Annotated in this window: 15 protein-coding genes; 9 read left to right on the plus strand and 6 right to left on the minus strand. The window is 43.7% G+C overall.

Annotation, left to right across the window (positions count from 1 at the left end):
* Positions 1 to 265: 265 nt before the first annotated feature.
* On the plus strand, positions 266 to 1,276 hold the full coding sequence (locus A1QO_RS02790) for a metal-dependent hydrolase (RefSeq protein ID WP_017039789.1): 1,011 nt from the start codon (positions 266 to 268) through the stop codon (positions 1,274 to 1,276).
* A gap of 221 nt (positions 1,277 to 1,497) precedes the next feature.
* On the opposite strand, the gene A1QO_RS02795 is transcribed toward A1QO_RS02790, so the two are convergent.
* Positions 1,498 to 2,421, minus strand: a complete 924-nt coding sequence (locus A1QO_RS02795) for a LysR family transcriptional regulator (RefSeq protein ID WP_017039790.1) — start codon at positions 2,419 to 2,421, stop codon at positions 1,498 to 1,500.
* Between the two features lie 212 nt (positions 2,422 to 2,633).
* On the opposite strand from A1QO_RS02795, the gene A1QO_RS02800 reads away from it, so the two are divergent.
* Positions 2,634 to 3,731: an alkene reductase gene (locus tag A1QO_RS02800; protein ID WP_017037444.1), complete on the plus strand. Its 1,098-nt coding sequence runs from the start codon at positions 2,634 to 2,636 to the stop codon at positions 3,729 to 3,731.
* A gap of 68 nt (positions 3,732 to 3,799) precedes the next feature.
* Entirely contained in the window at positions 3,800 to 4,033 is a 234-nt protein-coding gene (locus A1QO_RS02805; protein WP_241790383.1) for a hypothetical protein, read from the plus strand.
* A gap of 34 nt (positions 4,034 to 4,067) precedes the next feature.
* On the opposite strand, the gene A1QO_RS02810 is transcribed toward A1QO_RS02805, so the two are convergent.
* On the minus strand, positions 4,068 to 4,988 hold the full coding sequence (locus tag A1QO_RS02810; protein ID WP_017033490.1) for a M14 family metallopeptidase: 921 nt from the start codon (positions 4,986 to 4,988) through the stop codon (positions 4,068 to 4,070).
* A gap of 175 nt (positions 4,989 to 5,163) precedes the next feature.
* Positions 5,164 to 5,799 (minus strand): DsbA family oxidoreductase, encoded by a 636-nt coding sequence (locus A1QO_RS02815; RefSeq protein WP_017033491.1) that lies wholly within the window; start codon positions 5,797 to 5,799, stop codon positions 5,164 to 5,166.
* Between the two features lie 295 nt (positions 5,800 to 6,094).
* Between A1QO_RS02815 and A1QO_RS02820 the strand changes: the two genes are divergently transcribed.
* Positions 6,095 to 7,456, plus strand: a complete 1,362-nt coding sequence (locus A1QO_RS02820) for an alpha-amylase family glycosyl hydrolase (RefSeq protein WP_017037441.1) — start codon at positions 6,095 to 6,097, stop codon at positions 7,454 to 7,456.
* An 81-nt stretch (positions 7,457 to 7,537) separates the two neighbouring features.
* On the opposite strand, the gene A1QO_RS02825 is transcribed toward A1QO_RS02820, so the two are convergent.
* Positions 7,538 to 8,152 carry a hypothetical protein gene (locus A1QO_RS02825; RefSeq protein ID WP_017039791.1) on the minus strand — a complete coding sequence of 205 codons (615 nt, stop codon included), beginning with the start codon at positions 8,150 to 8,152 and terminating at the stop codon, positions 7,538 to 7,540.
* A 178-nt stretch (positions 8,153 to 8,330) separates the two neighbouring features.
* On the opposite strand from A1QO_RS02825, the gene A1QO_RS02830 reads away from it, so the two are divergent.
* Positions 8,331 to 9,434 carry a 1-acyl-sn-glycerol-3-phosphate acyltransferase gene (locus tag A1QO_RS02830; RefSeq protein WP_017033494.1) on the plus strand — a complete coding sequence of 368 codons (1,104 nt, stop codon included), beginning with the start codon at positions 8,331 to 8,333 and terminating at the stop codon, positions 9,432 to 9,434.
* A gap of 222 nt (positions 9,435 to 9,656) precedes the next feature.
* Here A1QO_RS02830 and A1QO_RS02835 read toward each other — a convergent pair whose 3' ends face one another.
* Positions 9,657 to 10,256, minus strand: a complete 600-nt coding sequence (locus A1QO_RS02835) for a hypothetical protein (RefSeq protein ID WP_017033495.1) — start codon at positions 10,254 to 10,256, stop codon at positions 9,657 to 9,659.
* Between the two features lie 208 nt (positions 10,257 to 10,464).
* A complete protein-coding gene (locus tag A1QO_RS02840) occupies positions 10,465 to 10,764 on the minus strand; it encodes a DUF406 family protein (protein WP_017033496.1) in 300 nt (99 codons plus the stop codon).
* A 431-nt stretch (positions 10,765 to 11,195) separates the two neighbouring features.
* Here A1QO_RS02840 and A1QO_RS02845 point away from each other — a divergent pair, with 431 nt between their 5' ends.
* The 4 genes from A1QO_RS02845 (at position 11,196) to A1QO_RS02860 (ending at position 14,985) form a co-directional block, all read left to right on the plus strand.
* A complete protein-coding gene (locus tag A1QO_RS02845; RefSeq protein ID WP_017033497.1) occupies positions 11,196 to 11,657 on the plus strand; it encodes a TetR/AcrR family transcriptional regulator in 462 nt (153 codons plus the stop codon).
* Positions 11,658 to 11,886: 229 nt separating this feature from the next.
* Positions 11,887 to 12,891 (plus strand): response regulator, encoded by a 1,005-nt coding sequence (locus tag A1QO_RS02850; RefSeq protein WP_017033498.1) that lies wholly within the window; start codon positions 11,887 to 11,889, stop codon positions 12,889 to 12,891.
* Positions 12,891 to 13,340 (plus strand): PAS domain-containing protein, encoded by a 450-nt coding sequence (locus A1QO_RS02855; RefSeq protein ID WP_017033499.1) that lies wholly within the window; start codon positions 12,891 to 12,893, stop codon positions 13,338 to 13,340. The genes A1QO_RS02850 and A1QO_RS02855 overlap by 1 nt, the downstream gene beginning before the upstream one ends.
* A 601-nt stretch (positions 13,341 to 13,941) precedes the next feature.
* Entirely contained in the window at positions 13,942 to 14,985 is a 1,044-nt protein-coding gene (locus A1QO_RS02860; protein WP_017039792.1) for a GMP reductase, read from the plus strand.
* Positions 14,986 to 15,009: the final 24 nt, after the last annotated feature.

Genomic DNA, 15,009 nt, shown 5'->3' on the forward strand with positions numbered 1-15,009 from the left:
ATAGAAACAGCATAAAACCTTAAGTTAAGTTGAGGTAAAGCACTTTCTTGATCTATTTTTTATTAATAATGATAGCGTATTGTTTTTTGCCTGATTAGAAAGAGTTGTCTAGTTTTTAGCTAGGCCATTTTTTCAGGAAAGAAGGTGAACAGGTCGTCAATCAAATTTTACTGGCTGGTGGCAAAACGCAAGAACTGCCCTTCGTGTTGTGGTGAAGATTGACCTATGGTCTACTATTAAGTCATGAACTATCAATGAGTTAATTATGGATCCTCTAACGCAGGGTGTGCTGGGTGCTTCTTTGTCACAATCAGCGAGCAAAAAACAGCACTTGGTTATAGCCGGAGTGTTTGGGCTACTCGCTGGAATGGCACCAGATTTGGATGTGCTCATTCGGTCACAAAGTGATCCGTTGCTGTTTTTGGAGTTCCATCGACAATTTACTCATTCACTCTTATTTATCCATATTGGTAGTGTGATTTGCGCTCTGGTTTTACATCATCTGTTTGGAAAGCAGCGTGGGCTTTCGTTTAAGCAAAGTTGGTTATATTGCGCTCTGGGCTATGGCACTCATGCGTTGTTGGATTCCTGCACAACGTATGGTACCCAGTTGTTTTGGCCTTTAACCAATGAGCGTTATGCCTGGAACACCATTTCTATTATCGATCCTGTATTCACGCTACCCATATTGATACTACTTATTTTTGCAACGGTTAAGCGAACACCTTGGCTTGCACGGGTTGCGTTTCTTTGGGTTATGATTTATCTGACGTTAGGAATGGTGCAAAGGGACAGAGCTGAAGCTGCTGGGTGGGAATTAGCGAAAGAGCGGCAGCATGCACCGATTCGGTTAGAAGCAAAACCAAGTTTCGCTAATCTTTTGGTGTGGAAAGTGGTTTACGAAACCGAGGAATATTACTATGTAGATGCCGTGAGAGTGGGCGCATCAGTAAGAAAATACCCCGGTGAATCCGTTGCTAAGCTCAACGTCAGTAGAGACTTTCCATGGCTTGACCCGAATTCGCAACAAGCGAAGGATATTGAACGTTTCCGTTGGTTTTCCAATGGGTATTTAGCGCAAGATCCAGCCGACGAGATGCGCATCATCGACGTGAGATATTCAATCGTGCCCAACCAGCTTAATGCGTTATGGAGCATCAAGCTATCAACAATCTCTAATATGGATGCGCACGTAGAGTACACAACACACCGAGACAATACTCCAGGCTCCAGACAGCTCTTTTTTAATATGCTGTTAGCAGCACCGATGGATTAAATTAGGTTTGTAAGTGCTTGGCCAAGGTATAGACCGAGCAATGTAAATGTGGCATATCGAGTTTTTTAATGACTTAGCATTACACCAACTCTCATGGTAATGCCTATATTCGTAAACAAGATCAAACGGCTAACGTAGCGTTCGAGACCAGGTTAAAGGAATAATCAGCATTTGGTGATGGTTGCGACGGGGTGAAAGTGTTCGGTGAAAACGCTTGCTTCTCAATTTTTAACTAACTCATTGAACCGCTTGAACAGAAAGTCTAAAAACAATCGAATCCGTTTGGGCTGGTATTTCTTGCTGGTATAGAGAACATTCAAGTTTGCGCTAGATACTGACGTTGATGTATTGAAATTCTTCATATAACCGTCAAGTACGGTGATCAGGCGTCGGTTATTAATATCGGCTTGCACATCTAGGATCGATTTCAGTGCTATTCCTGCCCCCTCTAGTGCCCAACTTCTAATCACTTCACCATCATCTGAAAATCGCTTAGGGGTTACCGTGATAGATGTGTTCTTGTCTTTCTCCCTGAAGCGCCATGTCTTTAACTCTTCATCACTGCTCAGCATGACTAGGCAATTATGGTGAACCAAATCCTGTGGTGTTAATGGTTCTCCATGTTTGGCTAGGTATTCCTGTGATGCACACAGCACTCGTTGACTTGGTGCCAGTTGTCGAGAGATCAAGCTGCTATCAGCAAGCTCTCCATATCGAATCGCAATATCCATCCCAGACTCTGCAATATTGGATACTTGATCGCTCAAATAAAGATACGGCACAACATCTGGGTACTGTTCAGAGAACTCATTCACTATACGAAGAATATATTGTTTACCAATGTCCTTTGGCGCTCCGATTCTTAACGTGCCTTTTACCGCTTTCACATCATTCTGAATAAGGTTCTCTACCTCACCGACATCCTCTAATATTTCAAGGCAGGCTTTGTAATACAGTGAGCCAGAATCGGTCAGTGATACATGTCTTGTGCTTCGATTTAGTAGTTTCACACCATACCTTTCCTCTAGAGCCTGTAGCCTTGCTGTGACCGTTGCCGGAGAAAGGCCTAGTTCACGCCCCGCAGCGGCTAATCCTTGGTGTTTCACAATGCTCACGAACATGGCCATATCAGAAAATTTATCCACTCTTCCTCCTATTGTTCAGTCTAGATGAATAATGTATTTATATTTTAGCTAATTATTAAAATTTGGCGAGGGAATATAATGGTGCTCATGGACGAGAGGTTGTACAGGGTAACTCAGTATGATTCACGAAAATCAAACGGACATAATGACGACTAGTACGCCAACCCGTAAACGAATAATGAACATTAACCGAGCAGAATAAGAGCAATGTTATGAGTAAACTATTCCAGAGAACAAACTTAAAAGATCTAGGGTTAAAAAATCGCGTTGTCATGGCCCCCATGACTCGCGCTCGCACAAGTCAACCGGGCAATATACCCAATGAAATGATGGCGACTTATTATCAACAACGCGCTAGCGCGGGTCTTATTATCTCAGAGGCGACTCAGATTTCTGATGACTCACAAGGGTACTCATTCACGCCCGGTGTTTATACCAATGAACAGGTGAAAGGTTGGCAAGCCGTAACGAAAGCAGCAAAAGATCAAGGTGCAGCAATATTCTGCCAGTTATGGCACGTAGGCCGAGTTTCTCACCCAATCTTTCAGAAGGGACAACGACCGGTCGCGCCTTCTGCTCTAGCGCCTGTTGAAACGAAGGTTTGGATTGCTGATGAGCAAGGAAACGGCCGCATGGTCGATTGCGTGCAACCCCGCGAGATGACTCAGGTTGATATCGACCGAGTTGTTCAAGACTTTGCTTACTCAGCCAAACGAGCTATCGACGCAGGTTTTGATGGCGTAGAGATCCATGGCGGCAATGGCTATCTTATCGATCAATTCCTTCGTACCAACTCAAACCAGCGCATGGATAGTTATGGTGGCACCCGAAGTAACCGTATCCATTTTCTTCTTCAAGTGGTTGATGCCGTGATCGAAGCCATTGGGGCAGATAAAGTGGGGGTTCGCCTTGCCCCTTTCATCACATTTAAAGACATGAATTGCCCTGATATTGTTCCAACAATCCTTGAAGCATCAAAAGAACTGCAAACTCGTGATATTGCTTACATGCACTTATCAGAAGCCGATTGGGATGATGCACCAATGATACCTGAACGCTTTCGAATCGAACTGCGAGAGATCTTTACGAACACAATCATTGTCGCGGGCAGTTACAACCAAGAACGCGCTGAAGAAGTGCTAAACAAAGGCTACGCTGACCTCGTTGCCTTCGGACGTCCATTCGTATCGAACCCTGATTTGGTGTCGCGTTTGGAGCATGGCCATGAACTCGCAGATCTCGATAATACGACTCTATTTGGTGGAAATGCGCATGGTTATATTGACTACCCAGCATTCAACGAGATTTAATTCACGATTGGAGAGAAAGCAAGAAACACATAAATGTGATCGCTATAGCAATAATTGCCTGCTTCCCCATGGCTTCTCAAGCACGGGATGTACAGACTTACGTTGGCGTTAATTACGAGCGGGGTCATCTTAACGTCGGAGGCCATCAAGCGAATGTTGGTGGCCTTAAATTCCTGTCTGCAAGTGAACTAGGATGGGGAAATATTAAAGGTACGGCGTCAACGCTCACAGGAGATGGTGCTGATTACGATCATTATAGTCTTGGTGTCGAAAAGCCTATCGTCGAGTCGGCTCAATGCTGACCCGAAGATAAACAGAAGCGTAAATCGAAAAGCATTAAAGTTGAGCAATTCCGTAGTCAAGCGCACCAATGATCGCCGCGACTTGTGCGTGATTACACTCCTCGTCGGTCACTTTTTCACTGTCAGGGTACACTTCTGTGGTTGTGCCAAATTGACAATGACTCAGTCCACCGCAAAGAGACAGTGCTTTCAATGGGTAGTTAATTACGCCGTGTTGAACAACATCTGATCCAATAATCTGATTGTTTTCATCTGGCGGAGCGATATGAGTCACCTGCTTAACCGACTGAATCACCGCACGCTGAAATTCTTCCGCTGGGTTTTCTGTATCACCAACGGTATAGAATCCATCAGGAATAGAACCTTCGATATATGGCTGACCATCACGAGCGGCGAGGGCTGGGCGAAATTCGGTCTCATCGCTGTCGGTGGTTTCGTGAAGATCGACATGGATGTAAAGTTCACGGTTTAACCCTTTCACCATTGCCATGAGGTTAGCGGACTCTTCAGAGGGTGAGTTTTCATAAAAAGAACGGTTAGGATCGACCGCATTGGGATTCCAGCGATTTATCGTTTCATAACCCCAAGGGCTGACACAGGGAGCGACAACAATATTGAAATACTGGCTGTAAAAATCGGCTTGAGTTTCAACAAATTTCAACGCCCCATGAACACCACTGGTTTCGTAACCATGAACGCCTCCCGTGATCAGCACGGTGGGTTTGTTCTCATCCCATTGGCGAGTTTTGATGCAAAAGAGTGGGTATCGTTCTGGGTCATACGACAATGCGCCGTACTGTTCGACATCAAACTGCTTAGCTAGGGCCTGAATCTTAGGGAGCACATCTTGGCTGTATTCGCGTTTTATGCTGGTTTGATCTCGCCATTCTGTGTGTTCTTTGTCGCCCCATGGCTGGCCGGGAGTGCCGATGTGATATGTGGATGAGCGGGTCATGACTTTACCTATTATTATTGATTTTGAATGAGCTTATGATGACTAGGAAATGAGAGCAATCATTATTGACTAACAGTATGAATACGAAGCAATAGATAAGTGTTTTAACTGAACGTTAATGTCCGTTTATTCGCATTTTTATCAGCCGTCTTTATTTTTCTAACCTATCTACAACTTATAACTGTGCATTTTTAATAACGTCGGTTAAAGTTGCTTCGGTTTGCGCGCCCACCAAAATTTGTTTTTGATTGATGATGAAGGTCGGAACGGCGTTGATACCGGCCTCAAACCATTGTTGCTCTGTGACGGCAACGGCTTGTTTCCAGCTATCGTCATTGATCACCTGCTGGGCAACATCGGCATTGAGCCCAACTGACCGAGCAATGTTACATAACGTCTCTGCGCAGTTAATATCAAGCTGCTGAGTAAAGTACGCGTTAAATAGTGCCATTTTAAGGCTGTATTGCAGGCCAAACTGTGCCGACCACATTAACAGTTGGTGGGCCTTGCGAGTGTTATAGATTTTCATGTCCTGAGAAAAGTTGAAGGTAAAGTTGAGCTCTAGACCCAATTGATAAATCGACTGACGAGCACTTTCACTCGCATCACTCGTGATCGCGTATTTTTCAAAGGTATATTGGTATAAGTCCATGCCTTCTGATGGCATTGCTGGGTTTAGCTCAAACGGATGCCAATGAATTTCCAGATGGTCACTTAATGCGAGACGGTCAAGCACGCGCTCTAGCCTTAGGTAGCCGATGACACACCAAGGACAAACAACATCTGAAACAATGTCGACACGCAATGCCATTACACTCTCCTTTTCATTCTCCTTTCAACTCTCCCATAGAGTATAGAGGTGACGGCTCCATTTGTTTTATTAAAAAGTGCCCTGAATGCCCAAAATTGATGGTGTTATTAGAACTGAGTAATCCTCACGTTGTATTAAAACCGCGGTCAAATGGTGGTTGAGACGACAGAAAAATGGCCTACGCCCCTTTGCTGATAAATGGGGATGAGGAAAAAGGGGGACGGTATTCAACAGAAACGCCTTTATAATGGGCTTATTGCACGCTTACACTCATCATTTAAGGAATTGAATACGTATGGAAAACGTGAACTATGCGAACGTTATTTTACACGCATTTGATTGGCCATATGCTCTAGTAAAAGAGCGCTCTGAAGCCATCGCCAAGGCCGGTTATAAGTCGGTATTGATCTCACCGCCGATGAAATCACTAAAGCAACCTAATGGCACAAAATGGTGGCAGAGATACCAACCTCAAGACTACCGAGTTATCGACAATCAGCTTGGAAATACTCACGATTTCATCGACATGCTTGAAAGCTTAGCCAAGTACGATATCTACGTGTACGTCGATGTGGTGTTTAATCATATGGCAAATGAATCGTCTATCCGTAACGATTTACAATACCCAAGCAAAAAAGACTTAAAGCACTATCAAGACAACGCAGAACACTATCAATCTCTTCGTTTATTTGGTGACTTATCTGAACCACTGTTTACACAAGATGATTTTATCGAAGCATTTGGAATAGAAGATTGGTTCGATAAATGGCAAGTACAAAATGGCCGTATCACCGGAGGCCCATCGGATCCTGGGCTACCTACGTTAAGAGACAGTGAGCGTGTGATTGAGCTACAACGACAGTATTTGCAAGCGTTAAAAGACCTAGGGGTAAAAGGGTTTCGGATTGATGCGGCGAAACATATTACGCTAAAACAGCTTCAAAAGGTTTGGAGCGAAGATATGACGCAAGATGTGCATATCTTCGGTGAAATTATCACCGATGGCGGCGCGACGCGTGAAGAGTATGAACTGTTCCTAGAGCCATATTTAAAGGAAACACGCCTTGGTGCGTATGACTTTCCACTGTTTCAGACGGTATTTGATGCACTACAACCAAACGGAAGCTTAAAATCGTTGGTGGATCCTTATTGTTTTGGGCAAGCATTATCCAAGCGTCGAGCGATCACCTTTGCTATCACTCACGACATCCCCAACAACGACGTGTTTGAAAACTTAGTCATGAGTGAAGACAACGAATGGCTCGCTTACACTTACATCTTAGGGCGTGATGGTGGTGCACCGCTTATCTACAGTGATCTGGATACGAGCCAATTTAAAGACAGCAATGGTGCTCCGCGTTGGCAAGATATTTGGAACGACCTGCGGATTATCAAACGTATTGACTTTTATAATCGCATGCATGGTCAGCCAATGAAAAAAATCGAAGCCAGTGAAGATGTATTGATCTTTGGCCGTGGTGAAGAGGGCGTTGTGGTTCTTAACAAGTCGAAGCGAGCAAGTACAGTAGAGATTTCAGTCGATGGCACATGGTGTGATTGGCTTACGGGGCAAGTTAGCGAGGCGAAAAATAATCGTCTAACACTGATGATAAATCCTTGCAGCAGTATGATGCTCGTTAAGCACTTTTCTGAGTGAGTTCCTTATGAGTGAGATCTCTTTTGTGTGAGTTCACTTCTGAGTAAGTGCTATTCTGTGCCACCTCGGTCTAAGAACGCGTTACAGTGGTTGGCCCAAAATGAGAGCCGCCACTTGATCGCATTCATTCTCACTTCCAGCGAAAAGCTGTTCTACAATGAGTGCCTTTTTTTGCCCTGACATGGATCGTTTTTTCGCTTCTCTAACGAGCAGTGCTATTTGAATTTGTGCATCTAACGTTGTTGATTCCAGTGGTTGCCATGAGGAAATAAGACGGCTAAATCCATCGAGTTTTAATGCAGGTGCTAGGTTGACTGCTTCAAACTTAACCAGTGTTAATAGTGCTACTTGATAGGCATCTTCTGGTGAACGTTCATCTTGTGCAAGCTGATCTAATAGCGAAGCGAGCAACGTATCGGGTGTGATTTGCCCGGATTTCTTTGGGAATTTAAGATCCAAACGAGAAGAAAAATCGATAGATTGAACACGGCTGTATGGAAAAAAAGTGAGGCTATTTAAGCAATCGAGTGGGATCCAAATGGATTCTCCCGGCTTTACCGCGTATTCATTTTTTCCCAAACGGACCAGCATCATGCCTTCGAGCACACGAATTAGGCGATGCTTGATTACCTGTCTACGAGGGGTCGTGGTTAAGAAATCGTATTGGGCAATGTGATGTTGAACCGCGTAATGCATGGGTTAGGCCTCAGTGTTTGGGGCGACAAGATTACCTTTTCTAGAAAAAAATGCCAATAGAACGCAAGCCTAATCACAAATATCTGGTCAGACCTTCTTGGTTCTGAGAACTCTATTGCTGATTACCAACGTAACTATGAGTAGAATAGGCGAGCTTTTTTTTATTACGTAGTAACTAATGACTTCAAATACTGATCCTTACCTAGATATTCGTCCTTACAATGACGAAGAAATCCCCGCAGCACTTGATCGTTTAATTCATGATGAAGAATTCATCAGTGCGATCCTTCAGCATCGTTTTTCCAATCATGCGCCTTGGTTTATGGCGGTTATGAGCCCATTTGTTAAAGTGTATTTGAAATTTAAATGGAAAAAATTGAACAGCATTGAAGCCATTCAGAATGAAGTGAAGAAGTACCTGGTCAATACACTCAAGACGACAACAAAGGGTGTCACATTCAGCGGTTTGGATAAACTCGATAAACAGACGTCTTATTTGTTCGTATCGAACCACCGAGATATCGCGATGGATCCGGCGTTAGTCAACTATGGTCTCAATGAAAGTGGTCATAAAACAGTAAGAATTGCGATAGGTGATAACTTATTGAAAAAGCCGTGTGCAACGGAATTAATGCGTCTCAATAAGAGCTTTATCGTCAAGCGTTCTGCAAAAGGCCCACGTGAAATGATGAAGATGCTTGGCACTCTTTCGGGGTACATTAAGCATTCTCTGGATTCGGGTAATTCGATTTGGATTGCACAGAAAGAAGGCCGAGCAAAAGACGGCAACGATTTCACCGATCCAGCGATTCTAAAAATGTTCCATGTTGAAGGTAGGAAGCAAAAAATCAGTTTTGGCGACTACGCTAAATCACTCCGAATCGTGCCAGTTTCGATCTCTTACGAGAACGATCCATGTGACATTGCTAAAGCCCGTGAACTTTACGCGAAAGCGACTCATGGTGAGTATGAGAAAGGCGAGTTTGAAGATATTGAAAGTATCATTCAAGGCATTGTGGGTGACAAAGGGAAGGTTCATGTCGCTTTTGGTGATGTCATCACTCAATCATACGAAACACCCGATGAACTTGCCGCAGAGTTAGATCGTCAAATTCACGAGAATTACAAACTGTTTCCAATTAATTCATTAGCTGCAGACATGGATGCCGATGTCGGGCCGGAAACGCGCAAAATCTTGCAGGAAAAGCTCGAACAATTGCCTCTCGATGCGCATAAGTACTTGCTTAATAGTTACGCAAACCCCGTGCATAACCAGAGCTAAATTGAAACTGAACCTCAATTTAAAAGAGATGCCATCGCGCATCTCTTTTTGTATCAGTTGGTTTGTCCGATGTTGCAACAGCAGCGATAAGGACAGCATGAAACTGTCTATTCTTTACCCTAAAAAACACCAGACTATAACCCTCATCTCGTATTACTTGATGGTTAGGGTTTAACGAATATTAGGGTTGAATGATTATTGGGGTTGAATGAGCAGCTGGTTTTAACGAGCCACTGCGCCACCAAGCGTAAGATTAGAAGGCCATTGAGTGATGGTATTGCCCCCAAGGTAGATATTGCCATTCACCGTCATCGTATCTGGAAATGTAGTGATAGCGGATCCGCCAATAAACAAACTGCCTTCAACAACAATCCCTTCAGGTAACTGCTCTAATGGGGTTCTTATCACGCTTAAATCCCCTTTAACCCTCATCCTAGGCGGCAAGGTCGCGACAAGGGTATCGGTTAGGTTGATGTAGCCGCCCACTTTCACGCCACCGGGCCAGCGAGTGAGCTTTGAGCCAAGCAAGTTCGCATAACCTCTAATTGCCGTTCCTTTCTGAATACGGCTTAACTCGCAGTTGGTGGCTTCAAGGCTCCCATTTATCTCTAAACCATTTGGCAGCTTTTTGATTGATGTTTTGGAAATGTTCAGGTTCCCTTTCACTACAAGGCCATCAGGGAGTGAAGTATAGGGTTTATTGCGCAGATCGAGATTGCCGTAGTTATCTAAGTGATTAAGAATTTGGTAATGATCAAGTGGCTCACCAGAGGTGATAGGAGACAAAAACAACAGCAGTACGAAAAGGAAAACAGCTTTCATGCAGAAGGGCCAAGCGTAACGGATTCAATGGTCAGTATCGTTAGGATGGCTCAACGATTCAATGGTGAGTCCAAAAAACTGTGATATTTACTCGGACAAGTGGGTAAGAAAGCTTAAGACCAGAGTAGGGGAAATCAACATGGAATGAATAGAACAAGATTAGAAAGCCACCCTCTAAGTAGTAAGGTGGCTCTCATTTAGTCAGGTGTTAGCGTCGAAGAGAGCGAGTCTTCAATTCAAAAATCAGCTTTTCTGCACTGACTTCAAATTGAAAGCGCACAACGGCTTCTTTTGATTCGTCAGTAATATCTGATATTTCATATTCAACCTTTGCACACACTTCTTTTGCGAGCACGAGGTATTTGTCTAGCTCGACTTTAAGTTGAGAGGGATCGTTGGAATAGATAGTGACTTCGGAAACATCATCTCCTTCCTTAATGATGAAACCAATCTCACCCGCACTGCCGCAAGCTTCACATACTTCATTATTGAATTTATCAATGCTCATCACATATTCTCCTAAATAAACTCACGACATACTACCTATCAATTTGATCTCTATCCACAAAAAAAGAATGGACTTTAGCAATTAAGAAACCGAATGCTATACTGTTTTATGACGCGTATAATCTTAAAATAGAGAACAATGGCCCCAAAAAGTGTGAACCCGGTCGAATAAATACGTAAGCTAACAGCAAAAATACACAAGAACCTTTAACCCTGAGTTGTCTATTGCTTGGATATGTAACATCATTCCGGTCAATGAGTTGTTGGCAATGCATATCAATACTATTTGATCGTTTCTATACCTAACGTTAACGTTGGTTTGATTCTGATGAGCCATTTGGGCGATGCGACCTGCAACGATCCGATATTTATAGCTGAACCTACTTAAGCTCAAGGCTGAGTTAAGTAGTTAACAGAGAGAAGATTCTAACCATGCCAAAGCGTAGCAAAGAAGATACTGAAATTACCATCCAAAAAATTATGGATGCAGTTGTCGACCAGTTATTAACACTCGGTTATGACAATATGTCGTACACCACGTTAAGCCAGCAAACTGGAGTATCTCGCACAGGTATTAGCCACCATTTCCCTAAAAAAACCGACTTTACCGCCGCACTCGATGGTCGAATCTTTAAAATTTTTGTCGAGCACCTTGATTTCACAGGCGACCTATCTCTGTTTTCAGAGAGCTGGATTTCGGCTTTAAATAACAAAGAGTTTCTTGCCATTTTAAGACTGCTTTTCCATCATATAGTGACCGTTGAGCGTGCTCACGAATTTGCTGATTATGGCATAACTCGTTTGTATAAAGTAACAGAAGAGCATTTTGGTGAAGCAAGCGGTCGAGAAATCGAATGGCTTGTCGGAAAGTCCTTGATTAGAATGGCTCGATAACGCCCCCCTAAACCCTTCTATTATTCAGAAAAGCATCCTCAGTGTAGGATGCTTTTTTATAGCGTCTATTTTAACATCTTGATTGAATACACCGGTTTTAGTGAGTATTTTTTGTACCAAGTTGATAGTTTAATCAACGAAAAGAACGAAATATGGCTATTCGGGCCGCAATGCGGTAACTATCTGTTACACTCTAATTAAATGATGGTTATAACTAGTAGGTGAACGCATGTCTTACCCCGTTCTCATCTGTGATGATTCTGCTTTGGCTCGAAAACAGATGGCTCGTTCTCTCCCTGCATCACTTAATGCTGATATTACTTTTGCCGTTCATGGGCTGGATGCTCTAGAAAAGCTTGAGCAGAATGAATATAAGCTGATGTTTCTCGATCTCACCATGCCTGAGTTAGATGGCTTCGGTACATTAGAAGAAATACAAAAGCGCGGTTACGACATTCCAGTTGTCGTTGTTTCGGGTGATATTCAGCCCAAAGCCAAAGAGCGAGTGATGGCTTTTGGTGCGAAAGACTTCATTCAAAAACCGATCGATAAAAAGCTGCTTAATGACACGTTAAAAACACTGGTCGCCCCTCGTGTCCAGCCTCAAATTATAACGCCAGTTTCTCTTGAACTGCCGATTTTACGTCGCCGAGACATCTACATGGAAGTGGCTAACGTCTCTATTGGCCGAGCGGCTGATGCGTTGGCGCGACATTTCGATGTGTTTGTCCACTTACCACTCCCTAATGTCAATATACTTGAGCTGAGTGAGCTTCATATGGCACTTCGCGATCTCGCTGACAATGATCAAGTGTCTGGTGTGTGCCAGGGGTTTAGTGGTGAAGGTATTGCAGGTGAAGCCTTGGTTTTGCTCAGTGACTCCAGCGTTGAAGACCTGAAAAAGCTGATGAAAGTTCCCGCCGACAGTGAAGAGCTCGAAGAGTTAGAGTTATTGATGGATGTCTCTAATATATTGGTGGGTTCATTTCTTAACGGGTTAGGTGAGCAGTCAGAAGTTCGTTTCTTTCAAAGCTCTCCGGTGTTACTTGGCCAGCATATCTCTATTGATTCGGTCATCAACTCGACCAGCGGCTCGTTTACCAAAACCATGACCTTTGAAGTCAGTTATAGCATTGATGGCACGTCTATTCGTTGTGATCTCCTGTTTATGTTTGTGGATGAATCCTTGCCGTTACTGGACAATAAATTAGCCTACCTAATGGAGGACTTTTAATGTTGAATCTTCCTGCAGAGTTTGAACAATTCCACTGGATGGTGGACATGGTGCAAAACGTCGATATGGGGCTCATTGTTATTGATCGCGATTATAATGTTCAAGTTTGGAACGGCTTTATGACGCATCATAGTGGTACTCAAGGTCACGATGCCATCGGAAAATCACTGTTTGAGCTGTTTCCTGAAATACCCGAAGAGTGGTTTCGTCTAAAAACCAAGCCTGTGTACGATCTTGGTTGCCGAAGCTTTATTACCTGGCAACAGCGGCCTTATCTGTTTCACTGCCGAAATGTTCGCCCTGTTACTCAGCAGTCTCCGTTTATGTACCAAAACGTCACGCTCAACCCCATGCGTTCTCCGACAGGTCAAATAAAGTCGATGTTTTTGTCTATTCAAGATGCTACGACAGAAGCCTTAGCCTCTCTGGAAGCGCGAAATGGCAAGTAACAAGTGATGACATTAAACGACGTCGAGTAGACGTTTTTGACTGATGGATGGCTATCGCAATATAAACCATCCGACATTGCAATACGCGCACCTAGGGGAAGATCCTAAGTGCAGATATAGAGCAAAAGGAAAATTATGCGTGTAATAACCCGCGTGATTGACTGATAGATAAACAAATTCGATGAAAAAACAGACAGGGAAAGAGTGCGTTACTTCACGGAATGAACCTGAGGAACGTATGGAATCGTTAGATGGTTGAAAAAACAGGTACAAAAAACCAACATTAGTTGGGTTGATTTTAATGTAAGTCATTGAAATTAAACAACATAAAGAAGATGGGTGAGGGGTCTGATTTGTGTGGGTGCTTTCCTACATAAGGTAACACAAAAAAAATTGATTTATCAGACTTGCAGGAAAAAAATCGCAGCCTATAATGCTGAAAACCGGAGCGTCTGCCAACGCTCCGGTTTTTTTGTGTCCGAAGAAAGGTAAACCGTCTGCCAACGAGTTACCAACGCACTATGCTTTGTGATGACTGTACCAAGTTAAGCAAGCTAGACGCCCACTGGAACATGTATTCACAAATCAAGGAATTTACACAATGCGTATCGAACAAGAACTTAAGTTAGGCTTTAAAGATGTACTGTTTCGCCCTAAGCGTTCAACACTAAAAAGTCGTTCTCAAGTAAATTTAACCCGCGAGTTTACATTCAAGCATAGCGGTCGTCAATGGTCGGGCACTCCTGTTATTGCTGCCAATATGGATTCAGTGGGCAGTTTCGACATGGCAACCGAGCTGGCTAAGCACGGCGTAATGACGGCAATGCACAAACACTACAGCGTTGAGCAATGGGCTGAGTTTGTAAAAGGTGCTGATAAAGAAACACTAAATAAAGTGTTTGTTTCTACAGGCACCTCTGACCGTGAATTTGAAAAGACAAAAGAGATCTTAGCATTAAGCGAAGACCTAGAGTTTATTTGTATTGATATCGCAAACGGTTACTCAGAGCACTTAGTCGAGTATGTAGAGCGCGTGCGTGCTGAATTCCCAACAAAGACTATCTCTGCGGGTAACGTTGTTACGGGTGATATGTGTGAAGAGCTTATCCTAGCGGGCGCAGACATTGTTAAAGTCGGCATTGGCCCAGGCTCTGTTTGTACTACGCGTGTTAAAACTGGTGTTGGCTACCCGCAATTATCAGCCATCATCGAGTGTGCTGACGCAGCCCACGGTTTAGGCGGTATGATCATTGGCGATGGTGGCTGTGCATGTGCTGGCGATGTGGCTAAAGCATTCGGTGGCGGCGCCGATTTCGTGATGCTTGGTGGTATGTTAGCTGGCCACGAACAGTCTGGCGGTGAATTGATTGAAAAAGACGGTAAAACGTTCATGAAGTTCTACGGAATGTCTTCTCAGTCGGCTATGGCGAAGCACTCTGGCGGTGTTGCGAACTACCGTGCAGCTGAAGGAAAAACCGTACTGTTACCTTACCGTGGTGACGTAAACGACACTATCAATGACATCCTTGGTGGCGTACGTTCAACGTGTACATACGTAGGCGCAGCAAAGCTTAAAGAGCTAACGAAGCGTACCACGTTCATCCGTGTACAAGAGCAAGAGAACAACGTATTCGGTAAAGAGTGAGTTATGAATCGATAAGGGATTTGT

Origin of the sequence: Vibrio genomosp. F10 str. ZF-129 (genome assembly GCF_000287055.2) — a bacterium.
Lineage (GTDB): Bacteria > Pseudomonadota > Gammaproteobacteria > Enterobacterales > Vibrionaceae > Vibrio.

What these genes read in the sequence shown, in the direction of transcription:
- A1QO_RS02790 (WP_017039789.1), top strand. Translation starts at nt 266, where the DNA reads ATGGATCCTCTAACGCAGGGTGTGCTGGGTGCTTCTTTGTCACAATCA.
- A1QO_RS02800 (WP_017037444.1), top strand. Translation starts at nt 2,634, where the DNA reads ATGAGTAAACTATTCCAGAGAACAAACTTAAAAGATCTAGGGTTAAAA.
- A1QO_RS02805 (WP_241790383.1), top strand. Translation starts at nt 3,800, where the DNA reads ATGGCTTCTCAAGCACGGGATGTACAGACTTACGTTGGCGTTAATTAC.
- A1QO_RS02810 (WP_017033490.1), bottom strand. Translation starts at nt 4,988, where the DNA reads ATGACCCGCTCATCCACATATCACATCGGCACTCCCGGCCAGCCATGG.
- A1QO_RS02815 (WP_017033491.1), bottom strand. Translation starts at nt 5,799, where the DNA reads ATGGCATTGCGTGTCGACATTGTTTCAGATGTTGTTTGTCCTTGGTGT.
- A1QO_RS02820 (WP_017037441.1), top strand. Translation starts at nt 6,095, where the DNA reads ATGGAAAACGTGAACTATGCGAACGTTATTTTACACGCATTTGATTGG.
- A1QO_RS02825 (WP_017039791.1), bottom strand. Translation starts at nt 8,152, where the DNA reads ATGCATTACGCGGTTCAACATCACATTGCCCAATACGATTTCTTAACC.
- A1QO_RS02830 (WP_017033494.1), top strand. Translation starts at nt 8,331, where the DNA reads ATGACTTCAAATACTGATCCTTACCTAGATATTCGTCCTTACAATGAC.
- A1QO_RS02835 (WP_017033495.1), bottom strand. Translation starts at nt 10,256, where the DNA reads ATGAAAGCTGTTTTCCTTTTCGTACTGCTGTTGTTTTTGTCTCCTATC.
- A1QO_RS02840 (WP_017033496.1), bottom strand. Translation starts at nt 10,764, where the DNA reads ATGAGCATTGATAAATTCAATAATGAAGTATGTGAAGCTTGCGGCAGT.
- A1QO_RS02845 (WP_017033497.1), top strand. Translation starts at nt 11,196, where the DNA reads ATGCCAAAGCGTAGCAAAGAAGATACTGAAATTACCATCCAAAAAATT.
- A1QO_RS02850 (WP_017033498.1), top strand. Translation starts at nt 11,887, where the DNA reads ATGTCTTACCCCGTTCTCATCTGTGATGATTCTGCTTTGGCTCGAAAA.
- A1QO_RS02855 (WP_017033499.1), top strand. Translation starts at nt 12,891, where the DNA reads ATGTTGAATCTTCCTGCAGAGTTTGAACAATTCCACTGGATGGTGGAC.
- A1QO_RS02860 (WP_017039792.1), top strand. Translation starts at nt 13,942, where the DNA reads ATGCGTATCGAACAAGAACTTAAGTTAGGCTTTAAAGATGTACTGTTT.